Annotated in this window: 11 protein-coding genes; 4 read left to right on the top strand and 7 right to left on the bottom strand. The window is 40.7% G+C overall.

Annotation, left to right across the window (positions count from 1 at the left end; translation table 11 throughout):
• Positions 1-10: 10 nt before the first annotated feature.
• Complete coding sequence (locus AACZ87_RS05350; protein WP_339865569.1) at positions 11-1,939, top strand: c-type cytochrome; 1,929 nt, start codon at positions 11-13, stop codon at positions 1,937-1,939.
• A 90-nt stretch (positions 1,940-2,029) separates the two neighbouring features.
• Here the strand turns inward: AACZ87_RS05350 and AACZ87_RS05355 are convergent, their stop codons facing one another.
• Positions 2,030-2,968 (bottom strand): DUF4097 family beta strand repeat-containing protein, encoded by a 939-nt coding sequence (locus AACZ87_RS05355; protein ID WP_339865571.1) that lies wholly within the window; start codon positions 2,966-2,968, stop codon positions 2,030-2,032.
• Positions 2,969-3,270: 302 nt separating this feature from the next.
• Between AACZ87_RS05355 and AACZ87_RS05360 the strand changes: the two genes are divergently transcribed.
• On the top strand, positions 3,271-3,588 hold the full coding sequence (locus AACZ87_RS05360; RefSeq protein WP_339865573.1) for an antibiotic biosynthesis monooxygenase: 318 nt from the start codon (positions 3,271-3,273) through the stop codon (positions 3,586-3,588).
• Between the two features lie 21 nt (positions 3,589-3,609).
• Here the strand turns inward: AACZ87_RS05360 and AACZ87_RS05365 are convergent, their stop codons facing one another.
• Positions 3,610-4,179: a hypothetical protein gene (locus AACZ87_RS05365; RefSeq protein WP_339865575.1), complete on the bottom strand. Its 570-nt coding sequence runs from the start codon at positions 4,177-4,179 to the stop codon at positions 3,610-3,612.
• A 121-nt stretch (positions 4,180-4,300) separates the two neighbouring features.
• Between AACZ87_RS05365 and AACZ87_RS05370 the strand changes: the two genes are divergently transcribed.
• Both AACZ87_RS05370 and AACZ87_RS05375 read left to right on the top strand, forming a co-directional pair.
• On the top strand, positions 4,301-4,903 hold the full coding sequence (locus tag AACZ87_RS05370; protein ID WP_339865577.1) for a hypothetical protein: 603 nt from the start codon (positions 4,301-4,303) through the stop codon (positions 4,901-4,903).
• A 4-nt stretch (positions 4,904-4,907) separates the two neighbouring features.
• A complete protein-coding gene (locus AACZ87_RS05375) occupies positions 4,908-5,975 on the top strand; it encodes an alpha/beta fold hydrolase (protein WP_339865579.1) in 1,068 nt (355 codons plus the stop codon).
• 239 nt (positions 5,976-6,214) lie between these two features.
• Here AACZ87_RS05375 and AACZ87_RS05380 read toward each other — a convergent pair whose 3' ends face one another.
• The 5 genes from AACZ87_RS05380 to AACZ87_RS05400 all read right to left on the bottom strand — a co-directional run bounded on the left by AACZ87_RS05380 (position 6,215) and on the right by AACZ87_RS05400 (position 16,597).
• The gene (locus tag AACZ87_RS05380) at positions 6,215-8,116 is read right to left on the bottom strand and encodes a sialate O-acetylesterase (RefSeq protein WP_339865581.1); all 1,902 of its coding nucleotides are present in this window, start codon (positions 8,114-8,116) and stop codon (positions 6,215-6,217) included.
• A gap of 96 nt (positions 8,117-8,212) precedes the next feature.
• A complete protein-coding gene (locus AACZ87_RS05385; RefSeq protein ID WP_339865582.1) occupies positions 8,213-9,997 on the bottom strand; it encodes a glycoside hydrolase family 9 protein in 1,785 nt (594 codons plus the stop codon).
• An 8-nt stretch (positions 9,998-10,005) separates the two neighbouring features.
• Positions 10,006-13,344, bottom strand: coding sequence for a VCBS repeat-containing protein (locus AACZ87_RS05390; protein ID WP_339865584.1), 3,339 nt, complete (start codon positions 13,342-13,344; stop codon positions 10,006-10,008).
• 286 nt (positions 13,345-13,630) lie between these two features.
• Positions 13,631-14,899: a glycan-binding surface protein gene (locus AACZ87_RS05395; protein WP_339865586.1), complete on the bottom strand. Its 1,269-nt coding sequence runs from the start codon at positions 14,897-14,899 to the stop codon at positions 13,631-13,633.
• A 30-nt stretch (positions 14,900-14,929) separates the two neighbouring features.
• Positions 14,930-16,597 (bottom strand): RagB/SusD family nutrient uptake outer membrane protein, encoded by a 1,668-nt coding sequence (locus AACZ87_RS05400; protein ID WP_339865588.1) that lies wholly within the window; start codon positions 16,595-16,597, stop codon positions 14,930-14,932.
• Positions 16,598-16,601 lie beyond the last annotated feature (4 nt).

A 16,601-nucleotide genomic window follows, 5' to 3' on the forward strand; every position in this document is an offset into this window, starting at 1 on the left:
CAGCGCAAAGATGAAAAATATACTAAAAAATAAATTCACAAAAATTGCCTTTGGACTAGCTGCTGCAATTCAGCTGATGCCTGGGCAAGCAAACGCACAGGAATCCCCAAAAGAAGAGGATTTCTTTAAAATCATGCGGGTAACAGCTCCAGAAGGGACTCTTTTGGAAGTTGGAGGTTTGACCGTTTTGCCAAATGGCGATCTCGGTGTAGCTACTCGTAGAGGCGACGTATTTATCGTAGAAAACCCTACCAGCCCTAAGCCTTTTTTCAGGAAATTTGCTTCTGGACTTCATGAAATCTTAGGACTTCATTACGAAGACGGAGCTTTCTACATGGCTCAAAGAGGCGAGTTGACCAAATTGGTTGATACTGATCAAGACGGAACTGCTGACTTATACGAGACAGTTTACGCTTGGCCTATTTCTGCTCACTATCACGAATATAGCTTCGGCCCTAAAGTAGGTCCTGATGGCTCTTTCTTCGTTTCTGCAAACGTTGCTTTTGGCGATCAGGAATGGTGGAGAGGCGAAAGCCGCGTGCCAATGAGAGGCTGGATCATGAAGATCAACCGGGACGGAAGTATGGAACCTTATGCCACTGGAATGAGATCTCCAGCTGGATTGGGAATGCTTGGAGACAAGTTAGTTTATACTGAAAACCAAGGTGATTACATGGGTTCAGGTGGCCTTTGGTTCATCGAGAAGGGTGATTTCACTGGTCACCCAGCAGGATTGGCTTGGACTGGACTTCCAGATTCTCCATTGAAATTGACTACTGAAGAATTCAACAAAGTTGTCGATCCACAAAAAGTACCTAACGGAACAGGTGGGTTTCTAAAGCCGGAGAACGTAATGGACTCTCCATACATCACCATGGCTCAGGCTAAGGAAAAACTTCCTGATTTGAAACTTCCCGCAATTTGGTTACCTCATGGTATCCAGGGTATTTCCAACTCAGAGCCTGTAGTGATTCCAGAAGGAAACTTCGGTCCTTTCGGAGGCCAGGTTCTAGTGGGTGACCAAGGTCAAAGTAAAATCATGCGAGTAATTCTTGAAGAGGTAGATGGCGTGATGCAAGGTGCTTCCATTGATTTCAGATCTGGTTTCCAGTCTGGTATTTTGAGAATGGCTTGGGCTCCGGATAAGTCTTTGTTTATCGGCGAGACCAACCGTGGTTGGGGTTCTGCAGGTGAGGCAAATGAAGGTTTGCAGCGCTTAGTTTGGAATCACAACATTCCGTTCGAAATGAGAACTGTTAAGGCTCAGTCTGATGGTTTCTTGATTGAATTTACTAAGCCTGTAAACAAAGCTTCTGCTGAAGATTTGACTTCTTATGCAGTAGAAAGCTTCACTTATAAGTATTACCCGGTTTACGGTAGCCCTCCTGTTGACAACAAAACCCTGAAAGTTCTAGGTGTGGAAGTGGCAGCGGACGGTATGTCTGCAAGGATTGCCGTGGAAGGATTGAGAAAAGATTATGTACATAAACTTAGCCTCAATGGCGTGAGAGCTGTAGATGGAAGCTTCTCTCTTGTGCACCCAGATGCTTACTATACGCTTCACAATATTCCTGCTGGCGCAAAAATGGTAATCAAAACTCCAGCACCTGAGCCTGTGAAAGAAGTCGCAGTAAAACCAGCTCCGTCTAAAACAGCTCCAGCAAAAGCGGTTGCTTCAGCTATTCCAACTGATGCAGAGATCAAGTCAATCTTAGCGAAAAATACTTGCTCAGCTTGTCACATGAAAGACAAGAAAGTAATTGGTCCAGCATACCAGGATGTAGCTAAAAGAAGATATTCTGACGAAAAAATCGTCGAGTTGATCTACAATCCTCAGCCACAAAACTGGCCTGATTATGCTACCGAAATGCCTCCAATGGCTCAGGTATCCAAAGAAGACGCGATGAAAATTGCGAAGTGGATTAATTCATTGAGATAAGTTACTGGTCGACTGACGACAGTCAACTGTAAACAATAGTATAGTTAAAAAGGCTTAGCGATTCATTTCGCTAAGCCTTTTACTTTTTCATTAATTCCTTATTCTAATATTGCCACTAGATACAATTCCTGATACAGTGTAAGGCGAACCGTTATCTATTTTCAATGAACCTGAGGAGGTACTTTCACCTACTTTAAGATTCCCACTTGATGTTTTCATATCAAAATTAAAATCACTTAAATCCGAAGCAGTTTGAATATCAAAATTCCCAGAAGAACCTTCAAATTTAGTATTGGCACCTAAATATGAACTATCTACAGTATAATTTCCTGAGGAAATTTTCAGTCTGCCTATTTCCTGGACATTGTTTAAATCTCCATTTCCAGAATTCAAAGAGCTATTAACTATTCCATTTATCTTCTCAAAAGAAAACTTCCCACTTGATCCTACGGCATTAATATTCCCATCAAGATTAGTAATTGACGCATTACCGGAAGAAATCTCCAATTCCACATCCCCAGCTAACTCATAGGCATTAATCCTCCCCGAACTTAGTTGTAAATTAATTTCGGGAGCGTTGATGTAACCAAGTTCCAGGTTGCCAGAACCACCTCTAAAGACAAATTCATCAGAAATCACATGGTTAATTTTAATATTTCCGGATCCAGCATCCAAGACCAAATCCATCAGCACTGGACCAGTGAGATTAATATATCCACGACTATTTCCAGATCCGCTGATCCCATTCTTATCCACTTTGATGATCAGCTTATCCTGATCTACGCTGTATTCAATAGAATACTTACCAGCCTTGTTGGACTCCAAAGCTCCAAGAAAGTGGACAGAAGTTCCACTTTCGATCCCTTGATAATTCACATCCAGGAATGATGACTCAATTTCGATAGAAGAAATTCCAGTGAATTCCTCATCAATTGATTGAACTAGCTCCAGATTGGTATCACATGCGGTCATACCTAAGCCGAGTAGACTTAGAGCAAGGAGTCGAAATTTAATTTGTTGGACTTTCATAACTTGACAGTTTTCAGAATAATATATTGGTAAAGGATACTGACTACACTGCTTGCCCACCTTAGTACGCTGGTCAACTTCCTCAGTTCAGATTTTCACAATTCCTTGACAATTATCAAGTAGAGCAACAATGAGTTTTAAGAAAGTTCAGAGGAAAAAACCAAACTAAAATTCTGAAACATCATTGTCTACTTTAGATTATATTGGAATTGAATCAATAGAGACAGATTATTAAACCATCTTTAGCAGATAATTCTAAGACAGCTTAGGTTGTATATACCCCTACTCGATAAATAAAAAAAATGATAGCCAACACTCCAAAACCTCCGTATTACGCTGTGATATTTTCAAATTTAAGAACTGAAATCGAGGAAGGCTATGCGGAAACAGCTTCAGAAATGGTCAGTCTTGCAGAAATGCAACAAGGATATTTAGGACATGAAAGTGTACGAGAAGGCTTAGGAATTACTATAAGTTACTGGGAAAATCTTGATGCTATACGCAACTGGAAACAACAAACAGATCATCTAATGGCCCAAAGAATGGGGAGAGAAAAATGGTATTTAGCATATAAAACTAGAATATGCTTAGTAGAACGCGATTATGATTTTGGATTGTAGGTAGTTGGATCTAGGATATACTTAAAAAGCATATCCTAGACCAATTCCTGCAAATAATGGCCAAAAGCCATTGTTATTAAATATTGGATTAAGGTTTACTTTCCACATAAACCCTCCATCAGTAGGCATCCTTCTATATCCAAAATTCATAACGCCCATCATTGACGGCGAATTATCAATATCTAAGATAAAACTTGTGCCAGAATCAGCAGTACTATTACAGATGTAGTTTCCGTCCTGATCATAATAGCAATCATTGTAGTAATAATTGTTTTCGTTATTAAAGGCTATAAAAGTCACTCCAAAACCCATTTCAAAAAAATGATTGCCTTTGCCATAAAGTTTATTTACCATCACTGGCAGGGAAAAGAAAGAATCTCCTTCTAATGCGTAACCACCAAAACCAACTCTCATTCCCCAAGAGTCCATCCTTTCTTTGTTAAAGCGAAAATCATAATTGAAACTATAAGGTAGTCCGGGCCCTCCCAGTTCTGCATAAATAGATCGTGTCGCCAGCTTAGTATCTGACTCTTGGGCATGTACGAACTGAGTGGTTATTACCAACAGCAATCCTAGGATCAAACGTTTCATAAATGAGTGTTTAAGATATATTAATACGAAATAACGCTAATTGCTCTAAATAGATGGTTAGATTTGATTAAATTTTACTGTTTAATTAGTTTTTAAGATTCAAAAATTATTAGAAAGTCATATGAACAATCTTTTAAAGACAAAAAGAGTAAAAATGACTGTGGCAATGATCTCCTCCTACTTGTCAATATTGATTTTTGTGGCATGTGTTGAAGATCCTGAAATAAATCCTTTTGGAGAATGCGGAGGTCCGCAAAAAGTAAATGCAACTGGTTTAAATCTATTTTACGAGCCATATAATAACAATCAGTATGCAAACGAAACTGATACTGTTAGGGTGGAGAATTTTGGAATTTATTTAAGAATAGATTCTGAACCACTAGCTGATGCATCCTATCCTACTAGTAGTTTTCCAGGCAAAGCATATGCACTTAGCTGTGCGCCGAATTTAGATTTTCAAAATATCACTAGTATTTCGATAACGCTGCTAGCTCCATATGGAGGCAAGGCCGCAGGTACTAATATTACTAGCCTTGTCACAACCCACGAGGATGTGAAATTATCAGACTTACGAGAATTCAAGCATTCTATGGGTCAATATAAACTTACAGTGAATTTGATTCCTGAAAACAACTCTCAATTAAAAACCCGAACTGTTTTGAAGCTTAAAAATGGTACCGACAAAATTATTGAATCAACTTCTCCCGTGCTTTTAACCAATTGATTTCATGCTAAGAAAAATACTACTTGGGATTTTTGCCATTGCCATGGTCCTAGCTATTGTATATATGCTTGGTCCAAAACTACAAGAGCAAGAAATCATCATAGAATTCCCAGAAGTTCCGACCCGGCTTTCAGAGTTGCAGAGCTATGTGGATCTGAGAGAGGATACTGTAATCGGTCTGAAGCCTGGAAATGAAGCTTACATCGTGTGGGCAGACAGTATGAATAAGCATAAAACTCCTTATTCAATTGTCTATATCCATGGATTTGGAGCAAGTCCGATGGAAGGCGATCCTGTTCACCGATTTCTTGCTGCCCATTTCGGAGCCAACCTCTTTGTGACTAGGTTGCCAGATCATGGTATCAAACGCGAAAATGGATTAGAGTACGTAAGTCCACAGGCACTGGCTAATGCTGCTGGTGAAGCATATCAAATCGGGAAAAGTCTTGGAGATGAAGTAATAGTAGTTGGTACCTCAATGGGCGGTGCGTTGACTTTACTTCTTGCCAGTCAACAACCGGACATTAAAGCTGTCACAGTTTATTCCCCAGCTATTCGGGATTATGGTGAAAAGCTTTCTGCATTTTTCTCCCCTTGGATGCAAAAATTAATGCAATGGACGATGATGAAAAACAAAATGATTCATCAGAATAGAGAAGGCGAAAAAGCCATGTACTGGTCAGAAGACTACCACATGAATGTGTACGAAAGTCTGGCAATGATCCTATATGGCAATATGAATGAAGCTACTTTCAAAAAGATACACCAACCCTTGTTTTTGGCTTACTATTACAAGGACAATGAAGCTCAAGACGATGTGGTTTCTGTTCCAAAAATGAAGGAAATGTTTGAGCAGATTTCCACTCCTGCCGCAATGAAACGCGAACAAGCATTTCCAAATACCGGTGATCATGTAATAGGAAGTTCGATCACTTCCGGAGATTGGGAAGGCGTACTTTTCAGCACTATTGACTTTCTGGAAAATGTGGTTAAAATACCTGCCAAGCCAGAATATCAGGAAAAAGTAGATGATCTGATGCAGATACAAGAAACTATTCAGAACATTGATTGACAAATAAGAAAGACCAAGCTGAACACTTGGTCTTTCTTATTTTACTTTTCATTCCTATCTAATTTCTTTCAGAAAAGGTGTAAAACACTGAGTTTTGGTCAAAACTAGCATTTAAACTGCATCGATCTCCCGAGCTATCGGAACGTGTTCGGCCGATCTGTGGACTAAGGCAGGTCTTCTGACCGGTTTAGCAAAGAATCTAAGGTGACTGCAAGCATTGCGTATAACCGATTGACTTTTTATTCAAACTTTCTTCTAAAAGGCTCCGCGGGCAAATTTAGATTATTCACCAAGTTCACTTCCGGGTTGTCTGCCCATGCGTATCGAATTTCGCCAGCTTCTAACCCATCTGGAAGCACAACCTTCACAGACTCTTTGTTAAAGATCATAGCTCCGACTTGTTGAAAATCCCCATTTTCCTTCCCTGCAATAAATCCTTTTAAGGTATCGCCTTCTGTTAATCGTAACCCTTCTCCCACAGACCTAAACTTGATCATCAATTCATTTCCCTGTCGATAAAGAGAATCAAACTGCGGACCAGAGGCAAGGTTTTTCTCACCGAAAGCCACTTTTCTAGCTTGGAGCCAAAGCCTTTCTCCCACATCCTTCTTATTTCTAGGGTGAATATCATTAGCTTCTCCGATATCAATGATCGTAACCATTCCAGTATTCGGAAGCTCCAATGTCTGAGTTTGAGCTTCGCGCAAAAATGCCCAACTACTTTCTGGCTGTACAGCTTTTCTCTCCATGAAATTAGCAAGTTGAACAAAAAGAAATGGGAAATTTCCTAATCCCCAATCATCTCTCCAGTTAGTAATCATCGCCGAGAAAAGTGCTTTGTATTCCTCCGGACGACCTGCATTACTTTCCCCCTGATACCAAATGGCGCCTTTGATCGTATACTTGGTAATCGGAACGATCATCGCATTATACATCATTCCCGGCATCCAATTATACCACTCCACTTTAGGAAGCTGAGATTCTACAGCTGAATTGGAATAGGTCCACGTTCCCTCAAGCGAGGTTTTCTTACCTGATTGAAGTAGATACATTTCATCCGACTTACCAATGCTGGGTTGATTATTCCAGGTATTGATCGCGCGGATAGTCAACACATTAGTGCCTGTGAGTAGCATATCAGAAGGGATTTCCAATTCTGGCAATTCTGTCCCCCAATCCTTATAATGAAGCAATTGACCATTAAGATACACATACGCCATCTGATCTATGTTTGGCAAATGAAGAACAACTCCTGCGGTGTTTGCTACCGTGAATTTCTTTCTCGCCCAAGCGATATGCTGCAAAGGATTGGCCTGAGGAAGGTTGATTTTTCTCCAGTTTGCATCATCATAGCCAAGCTCAGCTACCTTCATTGCCGTTAGAGAATCTGGCTTGCTCACCATAGAATCTCGCTTTTGGCGATTTGCCTCATTTTCTTTCAGCTTAGCATCCCAGCTCTCATTATTTTCTATGACATCGGTCGCCTGCTCATTAAACGAGCCTTCCATTTCTGCCAAGATCTCAGCATCTGTCCATCCTTCCACTGGAGTTCCTCCCCAGTTTGACTCAATGATTCCGACTGGTACTTTCTTTTCTGCATTATTACGTTTCGCAAAAAACCACCCGATAGCCGAAAAATCCTTCATATTGACTGAATCTGCTACTTTCCACTCTCCTCCTACTACATCGTCAAGTTTCACAGCACTATAGGAATTCGGAACTTTAAAAAATCGGATTTGAGGATTGCCACCTTCGGAAAACTCTTTCTCGGCTCCTATCACTTGAGATTTCAGTCTCCATTCCATGTTGGATTGCCCTCCAGCCACCCAAACATCCCCGATATATACATCATTGATTTTTCTCTGATTTACTTCTAATACATACGGACCACCAGCAGGCAATTCCGGCAATTTCAAAAGCCAGGTACTATCTGCTTCTACCGTTCCACTGGTAATGGCTCCAGCCAAACTTACGCGTACATTTTCACCGGGAACTCCTTTTCCCCAAACGTAAATAGTCTCCTCTCGCTGGACAACCATCCCATCTCCAAAGAGCCTAGGCAAAGTCACTTCCGATTCAAACTTCGAAGACTCACAAGAAAATAGGATGAAAAGGGTAAACAATTTCCAGATATGTTTCATAGGGCGTGGTTAATTCTAATCTGAATTTGCCTAAAAATTCTGAAACATCTAAACTTAATTCGAAGGATCAGCTACTGGAGACAAATCACAGGCTAATTATTGGATAATAGCTTCTAGAGAATTGGTTAAATAGGCAAAAGGAGCATTCCAGTTTATAGCAATTTCATTGGAGGCATAGCTGCAGTTTTCGTCTGTATAAGACTCATCTGCAAATGAACTTGTATAAGTACATCCATCCTGCTGACCTGGATTTGGCCCTCCAACTATAAATCCGGGCAATGGCGGCAAATCAGGTCTGGATTCTGCCAATCTGTGATGCGGGTGCAAGGGAGACTTGCTTCCAAACCCTGTAACGTAAGAATATCCAGTCGCATTTCTACCTAATATATAATCCATCGTATCAATCGCCCCATCTAGAAAAACATGCTCATTACTTTGCTTGTAAGCATACAGTAAGAGTATGCCCTGATTTGCTGCCACGGCATTTGAGCCCCAGATAAAATTCTTCACATTAGTTTCAATTGGACTGTGGAATGCAGCGGCTTCTATTCCTTCAAGTTGTGTCCTTGCTGCGGAAAGCAAGTTTATTTTTAGCATAGCCAACCACTCCTGTGGCAATGAAGTTATATTACCTTCATGCCGAAGCAGGGAGTAGTATCCCATCCAAGTTACCTGGTTCCAGGAAGGAAGTCTAAAGCTTTGATCTGCATCAGACAATTCATCCCAGTAAATCAAGTTATGCGTGGTAATAAAAAGTTCTGAAGCCGCCCAAATTCGTTCATCCCTTGCACTAAAATCGCCATATGCACCCGTTACGACATCTGGATCAAAACCCTCGTTCATCTCATCCTGCTTATAGTACACCTCAGGGTTTATTTTTGCCCAGTTCCACGCTTTTTCGGCTGCTTTCAGATAGGTCACTGACTCTTCTGGGGAAAATGCTTTATAAACTCTAGCCGCTTGTGCCATCACCGCTGCAAAATCTAACGTTGCAGTAGTACTTTTTGCTACTAAATACCGCTGTGAAACTGCCATATGTGGCTCGACCATTCCTTCAAATTTGGCCGTAGTCAGTTTATGATACACTCCTCCATCTTCCGGATCTTGCATGGTGATCATCCAGTCCAGATTCCATTTGATCTCATCCAGCAAATCAGGAATTTGATCGCCGGACTCCGGAATATTCAAGTCTAATGTTTGAAAATAATTCGGATAATCTTCATAAAGTGACAAAAGTGTGCCTACTGTGATACCCGAATTGACCACATATTTATTGTAATCCCCAGCATCGTACCAACCCTTTGGTGAGGCCACTACAACACCTGGTTTCCGAGATTCTGACACTGCTGATGGATGTATCATCACCTGATCGTCAGGATGTCCCATAGTCCTAGCCCAAATCCCAGCATGCTCAGCCTCTAACTCTGCACTCGCCCGCTGGTAATAAAATGCCTTAACACTCGCTTTTCCTAGCGCTTGATTTATTTGCGAGTTAATCTCAAAAGAATAGGATTTCCCAACCCCATTTAGCACTAAAACGTACTTTCCAGATTGACTGAAACTGGAAAAGTCAGCTATTCTAGAGGTTAGCCCAGAGCGTGTCTTATTAGTTTCCATTGATAATTCACCTTCATAAACGATAGCATTATTATCCAAATCCCAAATCACAAAATTCTTTACCTCCTCATGATTTAGTATCACTGCTAGTTTCTCCTGATTAGGGTAAAAACCAATTTGATTCAAACGTATTGATTCATCCACTGCCAGACTTTCATCTATCATCGGAGCTTTGCATCCCACAATTAACATTAAGAGAAACAATGCTACTGAAGTAGCACTCATTTTACTTAATTTCCTGATGTATATTGTGTTATTACTCATCGATTCAATTAATATAGATATCTAAAGGCTCCTTTATTGGGGATTCCAATCCAGAGCGTATTATCAAAATTCAAAGAACTGGAAACATTTGATTTCAAATCCATTCCATTGTTTTCCCTGTTTAAAACTTTCCATTCCCCATCTGCACTTTTCCTTAAAATCCATCCTGGATTTGCATCGATTCTTCCGATTTTCAATCTAGCTTCCAATTGATTTCCCAGAAATACCAAATCATATCCAGTACCTTTTTTCAATGCATTTACAGCCTGAATAGGAGATGCTTGAACAATAGCTGGTAAAGCTATTTCTTGGAAAAGCCCATTCTTCAAAGAAAACATCTTCGTTTCCAGATTTTGAGCTTCCACTTTGTTGGCTTTTTCTAGCTCATCAGCAGTAAGAATATCCTGGATTCTAGCTTTGGAAAATGACTTGTGAGAAGGGAACATAGCCTTTTTCTTATACATCTGAGCAGCTAATTCATCTCTGGAAAAGAAAGGGAACTCCTCTCCCATCACCGGAAAAGTCATCAGGGGATCAACTGATCCATTATTGTCAAAATCTTCAAAATAGATCCGAACTGGATTATTATCATCAGTTTGCAGTCTGGAATTCAGTCCCCAATTTCCAGCGATCATTTCAGGCCTTCCATCTCCATCCAGATCCTGAATCAAAATAGCAGACCAAAGTCCTGTTTCTCCACCGGGCAAAAACTCTTCCGAGCGATCTACAACTTTCCCTTCTTTAAAATTCAGAATTCGGATTCTATCAAACTCAGATGCAACAATCAGCTCATCAAGACCGTCCTGATCTAGGTCATAGGATTGGGAAGCCTTGACTCTGGAAATAGTATCGAGAGAAATCGGTGAGAAAGTACCATCGCCTTTATTGATCCATACTTGACTGGAAACTGATTCTGGCCATCTTCCAGGTATATATCCAGCTCCTACAAACAAGTCATCCAGTCCATCTCCATTGGCATCCCAAGAAGAGACAAACTCTGTGGGAAATGTCCCAAAGTCAAAAGAGGATTCGGTGAATACTCCATTTCCCTTATTGATCAAAAGCACATCCTTTTGTCTGGAATCGCTAATTTCTAGGTCAAAATATCCTCCTTTTGCTACATATAAGTCCAGATCAGAATCTCCATCTGTATCCAATGCCACCATTGAGGTAATGGCTGGGTTTTCAGATGAATAAAGCAATTCAAATTTCTCTTTATATCCTCCAACCTCTCTTGGATAGGATTTGATCGATGATCCATCAGATACAATTATTTCCTTTACACCATCACTATTCAAATCCGCTTCAAGCATCGAAACTTTGCTTTCTGAAAGGCTATAGAGCAACTGGCTTTGCCGCTTGTAATCATTCGGAAGAGTTACTTTTTTATCAATCAAAAACTCCCCCAAAGCAACAAAATAGGGTTCTGTTTTAGCTTCAATTCTATATTCTATTTCGGCATCAGCTTCAGAAACTTCCAGAATTTGATTGATGTCGGCATTCTTTATCCTGTTGATTTTGCTGTTTTTCCATCGTACTTCGATTGAATCAACCTTTTCATTGCCTAATCCAAAGTGCAGAATCGCACTCACATTTCCTTGGTAACCTTTGTATATCTGCTGCTCTTGATAGTTGAGTTTACCATTTTGATAGACTGTAACCCGAGCCCCGATTCCATCTTGATTTCCTTCCAGTCCTTTGAGTTTGATTTGAAGAAAATTAGGATTAGAACGATCAGAGGTCATGTTTCTAAAAATCTGAGCAGGTTCATTCAAATTATTGATCACCAAATCCAAATCACCATCAAGGTCCAAATCTGCATAAACGGCTCCGTTTGAATTTCCTGGAGTATCCAGTCCCCAGTTTTTAGATTGATTCTCAAACTGAATTCCGTTGACATTTTTGAAGGCATAATTTCCAACTTTGGTCGCAGGCATTTTCTTGATCAAATCATTGATCCCGGCTCCGGTTACCTTGGAGTTTTGAAGGAATTCATTTCTATAATTGATAAAATCCAGATTCGTAAAATCTTTCAAAAAGCCATTGCTGACGAAGAGATCCGTAAATCCATCGTTGTCAAAATCGGCAAATAATGGTGCCCAACTCCAGTCTGTAGCGCTTATTCCTGCCAGCTGTCCAATCTCAGAAAAAGTACCATCCCCATTATTTAATTGGAGCATGTTTCGCATGAGCTGATGATGAAGCCCAGCTTTCAGAAAGAGGTTGTAATGCTCGTAATTCTCTGGAGAGAAAAGCAACTTTTGTCTGGCATTATCCTCGGGAAGCATATCCAAACTGATCAAGTCCAATTCGCCATCTCTATTAATATCAGCAGCATCCACCCCCATGGTATAAAGACTGGTATGACCAATTCTTTCTTTTAATTGATCGACAAAAGTGCCATCACCCTGATTAATGTATAGATAATCAGGAGCTGAGTAATCATTTCCGAGGTAAATATCTGGAAAGCCATCTCCATTAAAATCTGCTATTGAGGCTCCCAATCCATAACTTAACCCTGTTTCAGTCAAGCCTGATTCCTTGGTCGAGTTCCTAAAAATGCCATTTTCATTCTTATAAATTTTCGAACTGCTCATCGTATCAGCTGAGCTCAGCATGGCCTCGAACGCATTGATATTGAGATTACTGAATAATCTCGGATTATGATTGAGAAGGAGCATGTCCAAATCCCCATCCTGGTCTAAGTCTGAAAAGTATGCTGCGGTACTGAATCCCGGATCATCCAATCCATAGTCAGCAGCCATTTCTTTAAAAAACGGAATTCCTTGTTTGTCTAATCCCTGATTGACAAACAATTGATTTCTTCGCTGCTCTTCTGGCAAATCACCAGAATAACATACATAAATGTCTTTGAGTCCATCACTGTTGATATCAACGATCGCTGTACCTGTAGTCCATGCATTTTCTTTGCCTGAGGTACCTGTAGCCAACGTGATGTCTCGAAATTTCAGGTTTCCCTGATTCAAAAAAAGTTTGTTCTGCCCCTGATTAGCTGTGAAATACAAATCCTCCCAGCCATCATTATTCAAATCACCTACGGCTACACCCCCACCATTATAGAAATATTGATAAGTAAGGATATTTGCAGCTTCAGTTTCCTGGATTTGATTGGTAAAAGTGAGTTTTGTCGAGTCAGCACTAACCTCCTCAAAAAGTGTAGGTATTGATTTATCATTTTCTTTCTGGCAAGCAGAAAATACAAATACAGCTCCCAGTCCAATGACTTGGATTGATTTTACTAGTGTATTCTTTCTAAATGTGAGTTGGGAGATCAAGCTCAGTGATTTATTGATTTTGTAATTTCCCATAATGGGGAAATTGCTCATAATTTATTTGTTCATCGGGCGGGAAGACAGATGAAAGTTGACCGAATTACCCTTACCTGTGGAGTACTATCGCTCAGGATTATTCAGAAAGCTTTTGAAGCCGACTAGGTCATTCTCGATTTATAGCCCATTTTCATTGCAACAAAAGAGAATTTAATTAGCTGAGCTCTCTGTGAAATATTGGCGTTCTCTGCGGTTAAAGAGACTATCTAGGTTTCAGAAAAAACTCCGAGGCAGAACACTCTGCCCCGGAGATTGAATTAATAAACCTCTTATGCTATACTATTTAATTTACTGCTCTAACTACTCGAACATTATCCACTCCTAATACTGCTTGAATATCATTTGAAGTGGTATTGGTAACTACCAATCTCAACTGCTTAACTCCGCCACCGTCTCCTTTCAAGAAGTCACCATAGGTATTCAATCGAGTAGATCCATTTGTTAATCGAGTCATATTAGCTGACAAAGTGTACCAGCTACCATCGGTTTTAGTGATGAAATCACTCATTGGAATGTTATAGCTAAGCTCATTCCCATTAGAATCTGGATACCAGATCTGCATTTCTAATCCTGCTATCGATGCAGAAGTGTTTATTGCCACTTCGAATCTGATATCAAAGCTAGTAGCTGGAGTACTTGGCTCATACCCTTCACCTTCAGGGAAAATTTGAGCTCCACCCCAGTTGGTCAGATTGATAACTTTGTCATTATTCCAACCATAATTAGCTGGAAATGCCTGATTCATACCACCAAAGCTACCTTCTAGGCCTGAGATACCTGGCTGTGACGGTTGGATCATTTCACCGGATATCCCCCATCCCCAGTCCCATGGCCATACTAATGCGCCATTGGTATCAAAATCAGCAACCATGCCTTTTTCAGCATAAATCTGCGTATTTCTATTGGTCGCTGATCCACCTGATTTGGTCACAACTCTGACAGACTGTCCTTCAGAGAAATCGACTCCTTCAGGCACTTTCACTGTAAGGGAAGAACCGGCAGCATTAGTCTCAAAACCAGAAGTAACAAATACATCTTCACCTGGAAAATACACTGTATCCACGAAGTAGAAATATCTACCCAAAAGTGTCAGGTCATCACCAGCTTTAACATACTGGTTTTTCACTTGAAGCACTTGCGGTGCTGGAGGAAGTGTCTGGAATTCCATGATAGCCTCTCCAGCTTTATTTACAAGTCTTAAGGTATTTGGAACACTCGGATCAGTAGCAACTGTAGGAACTGAATCTCCTACGGTTACGATCACTGTGTTATTGGTAACATAAGCCGTGTTCACTCCAAGCGGATAATCGTTAAGATACACTTGCTGAGTACCCAATAGGTTATTTCCCAAAATAGCCAACGTACTACCTAGGGTGGCTGAAGTGAATGCACTGTCAGCTGTGGTAGGATCTGTACTTCGGACACGCTCAATAGTTGGCGGTCCTACATTTATTTCATCTTCATCCTGACATGCTCCCAGCCCGAGTACCAATACTAGTGCTGAAGCTACCAGGAGTGAATGTGAGGATCTTATATTTTTTATGATTTTCATATGTTTAACATTTCAATGTAAGGCCACAAATCAATTTTCTTGGGCAGAGAAATCATACGGTACAGCAGGTTTTCTCAAGTTTGGTGCTCTAGACAATTCCGAAGAAGGAATAGGAATCTTGAAGTTAGATTCGCTCACAGCAAAGTATCTAGGAGATGAATCATCCGCAGGAATCTCAATTTCCCATAGCGTAGGATCAGGAATCTGATCCGCATAAATTCTGAATGTACCACGATCTTGGTTTGAAAGTATGCTATAAGCTTTTGCTGGATCGTAATATTCCAATTTGGTAAACTCATACCAAGCCTGACCTTCCATTGCAAATTCCTTAATCCGCTCTTCGAAGACATCTTGCCAAGTAACAGAAGTAAGCGGACTCACACCTGCTCTCGCTCTTACCATATTCACATATTTCAATGCTTCCGCTGGATTTTTATCCAATACAGCCTCTGCATAAGTCAAGTAAACATCTGCCAATCGAAGGATATACGTGTTGATCTCAGTGCCTTGCTGAACGACTTTTCCATCGTTGTCTTCAGGACGACCTACCACATATTTTTTCACCCAAGCGCGGGAATTGTAATTTCTACTTCCATCTACACTTCTAGCTGGCACTTCCAATTCTTGAGCAGACCCACCTGGAGGAACTTGCGTGATGTAGTTATAATGATCACCTGGGAACATGAATGTGGCTTTTCTTCGCTCATCAAATACAAGGTCATCATACATATCAAGCATCCACTTAGAGGCACCTATATCTCCACCCCATCCGTCACCAAATCCAGTGATTTCAGAACCGAAAGCCAAGAATGCCTGAACGGAGTTTTGTGCTCCCCAAGCTCCTGCTTGTCCAGCGTTGTATACCCACTGAAGTGCAGCAAGTGTCTCTACGTTATTGTTATTAGCAGTTTTGAATAAATCCTCATAGTTATCCATTAAAGAAGCACCAGAGTTATCAATCACTCGCTTAGCATAATAAGCAGCCGAATCAAGGAAGGTTTGATTTCTAGTCCCTCCTACTCCTGCAGCTACTACATACATTTTGGCTAGCATGCCTTCAGCACTCCATTTAGTCAATCTTCCGTTCAAAACAGAACTTTCAGGAAGATTTTCTGTAGCAAATCTGAAGTCTTTGATGATGAATTGCCACACAGTTTCTTCTGTGTTTCTGGCGATAGTAGTATCCTGAAGTAGTGCCGTGTTATTGGTGATAATCGGAACTGGCCCCCAGTTTTGAACCAAGTAAGAGTATGCCAAACCTCTCATGAATCTGCCTTCAGCAATTCCATGATTTTTGATTCGCTCCGTCACATCTTCGCCTGCAAAGGCATTGATGTTATTGATTAAGCTGTTTGATTGTGCGACTACGTTATAGAAAGCTCTCCAAGAAGCGCCGTTTTCGGCAGTTTCACCTGTCGTATTGAATCGTACGTTTTCTAGCTGATAGGATCCTGAGGTAAGTGTACCACCTCTGGCATCGCCAATCCCGTGACTTGCTTTATCATTGTACGCAAACCATACTAAATTATACAGCGGTGCGGAAGCCGACAAAATCTGATCATCAGTCTTGTAGAAGTTGGCATCTACGATCGCATCTAAAGGGGGTCTATCCAAGAAATCCTCCGAACAGCCCACCATTCCTCCAAGAAGCAAAGTTGCTCCAAGGACTAATTTTTGGAATTTCGTGTTTGTTGTCATGTGT

Origin of the sequence: uncultured Algoriphagus sp. (assembly GCF_963974365.1) — a bacterium.
Taxonomy (GTDB): Bacteria; Bacteroidota; Bacteroidia; order Cytophagales; family Cyclobacteriaceae; genus Algoriphagus.

Excerpts from the sequence above, each read along its gene's own strand:
- AACZ87_RS05400 (WP_339865588.1), bottom strand. The coding sequence starts at position 16,597 with ATGACAACAAACACGAAATTCCAAAAATTAGTCCTTGGAGCAACTTTG.
- AACZ87_RS05385 (WP_339865582.1), bottom strand. The coding sequence starts at position 9,997 with ATGAGTAATAACACAATATACATCAGGAAATTAAGTAAAATGAGTGCT.
- AACZ87_RS05350 (WP_339865569.1), top strand. The coding sequence starts at position 11 with ATGAAAAATATACTAAAAAATAAATTCACAAAAATTGCCTTTGGACTA.
- AACZ87_RS05365 (WP_339865575.1), bottom strand. The coding sequence starts at position 4,179 with ATGAAACGTTTGATCCTAGGATTGCTGTTGGTAATAACCACTCAGTTC.
- AACZ87_RS05380 (WP_339865581.1), bottom strand. The coding sequence starts at position 8,116 with ATGAAACATATCTGGAAATTGTTTACCCTTTTCATCCTATTTTCTTGT.
- AACZ87_RS05395 (WP_339865586.1), bottom strand. The coding sequence starts at position 14,899 with ATGAAAATCATAAAAAATATAAGATCCTCACATTCACTCCTGGTAGCT.
- AACZ87_RS05360 (WP_339865573.1), top strand. The coding sequence starts at position 3,271 with ATGATAGCCAACACTCCAAAACCTCCGTATTACGCTGTGATATTTTCA.
- AACZ87_RS05390 (WP_339865584.1), bottom strand. The coding sequence starts at position 13,344 with ATGAGCAATTTCCCCATTATGGGAAATTACAAAATCAATAAATCACTG.
- AACZ87_RS05375 (WP_339865579.1), top strand. The coding sequence starts at position 4,908 with ATGCTAAGAAAAATACTACTTGGGATTTTTGCCATTGCCATGGTCCTA.
- AACZ87_RS05355 (WP_339865571.1), bottom strand. The coding sequence starts at position 2,968 with ATGAAAGTCCAACAAATTAAATTTCGACTCCTTGCTCTAAGTCTACTC.
- AACZ87_RS05370 (WP_339865577.1), top strand. The coding sequence starts at position 4,301 with ATGAACAATCTTTTAAAGACAAAAAGAGTAAAAATGACTGTGGCAATG.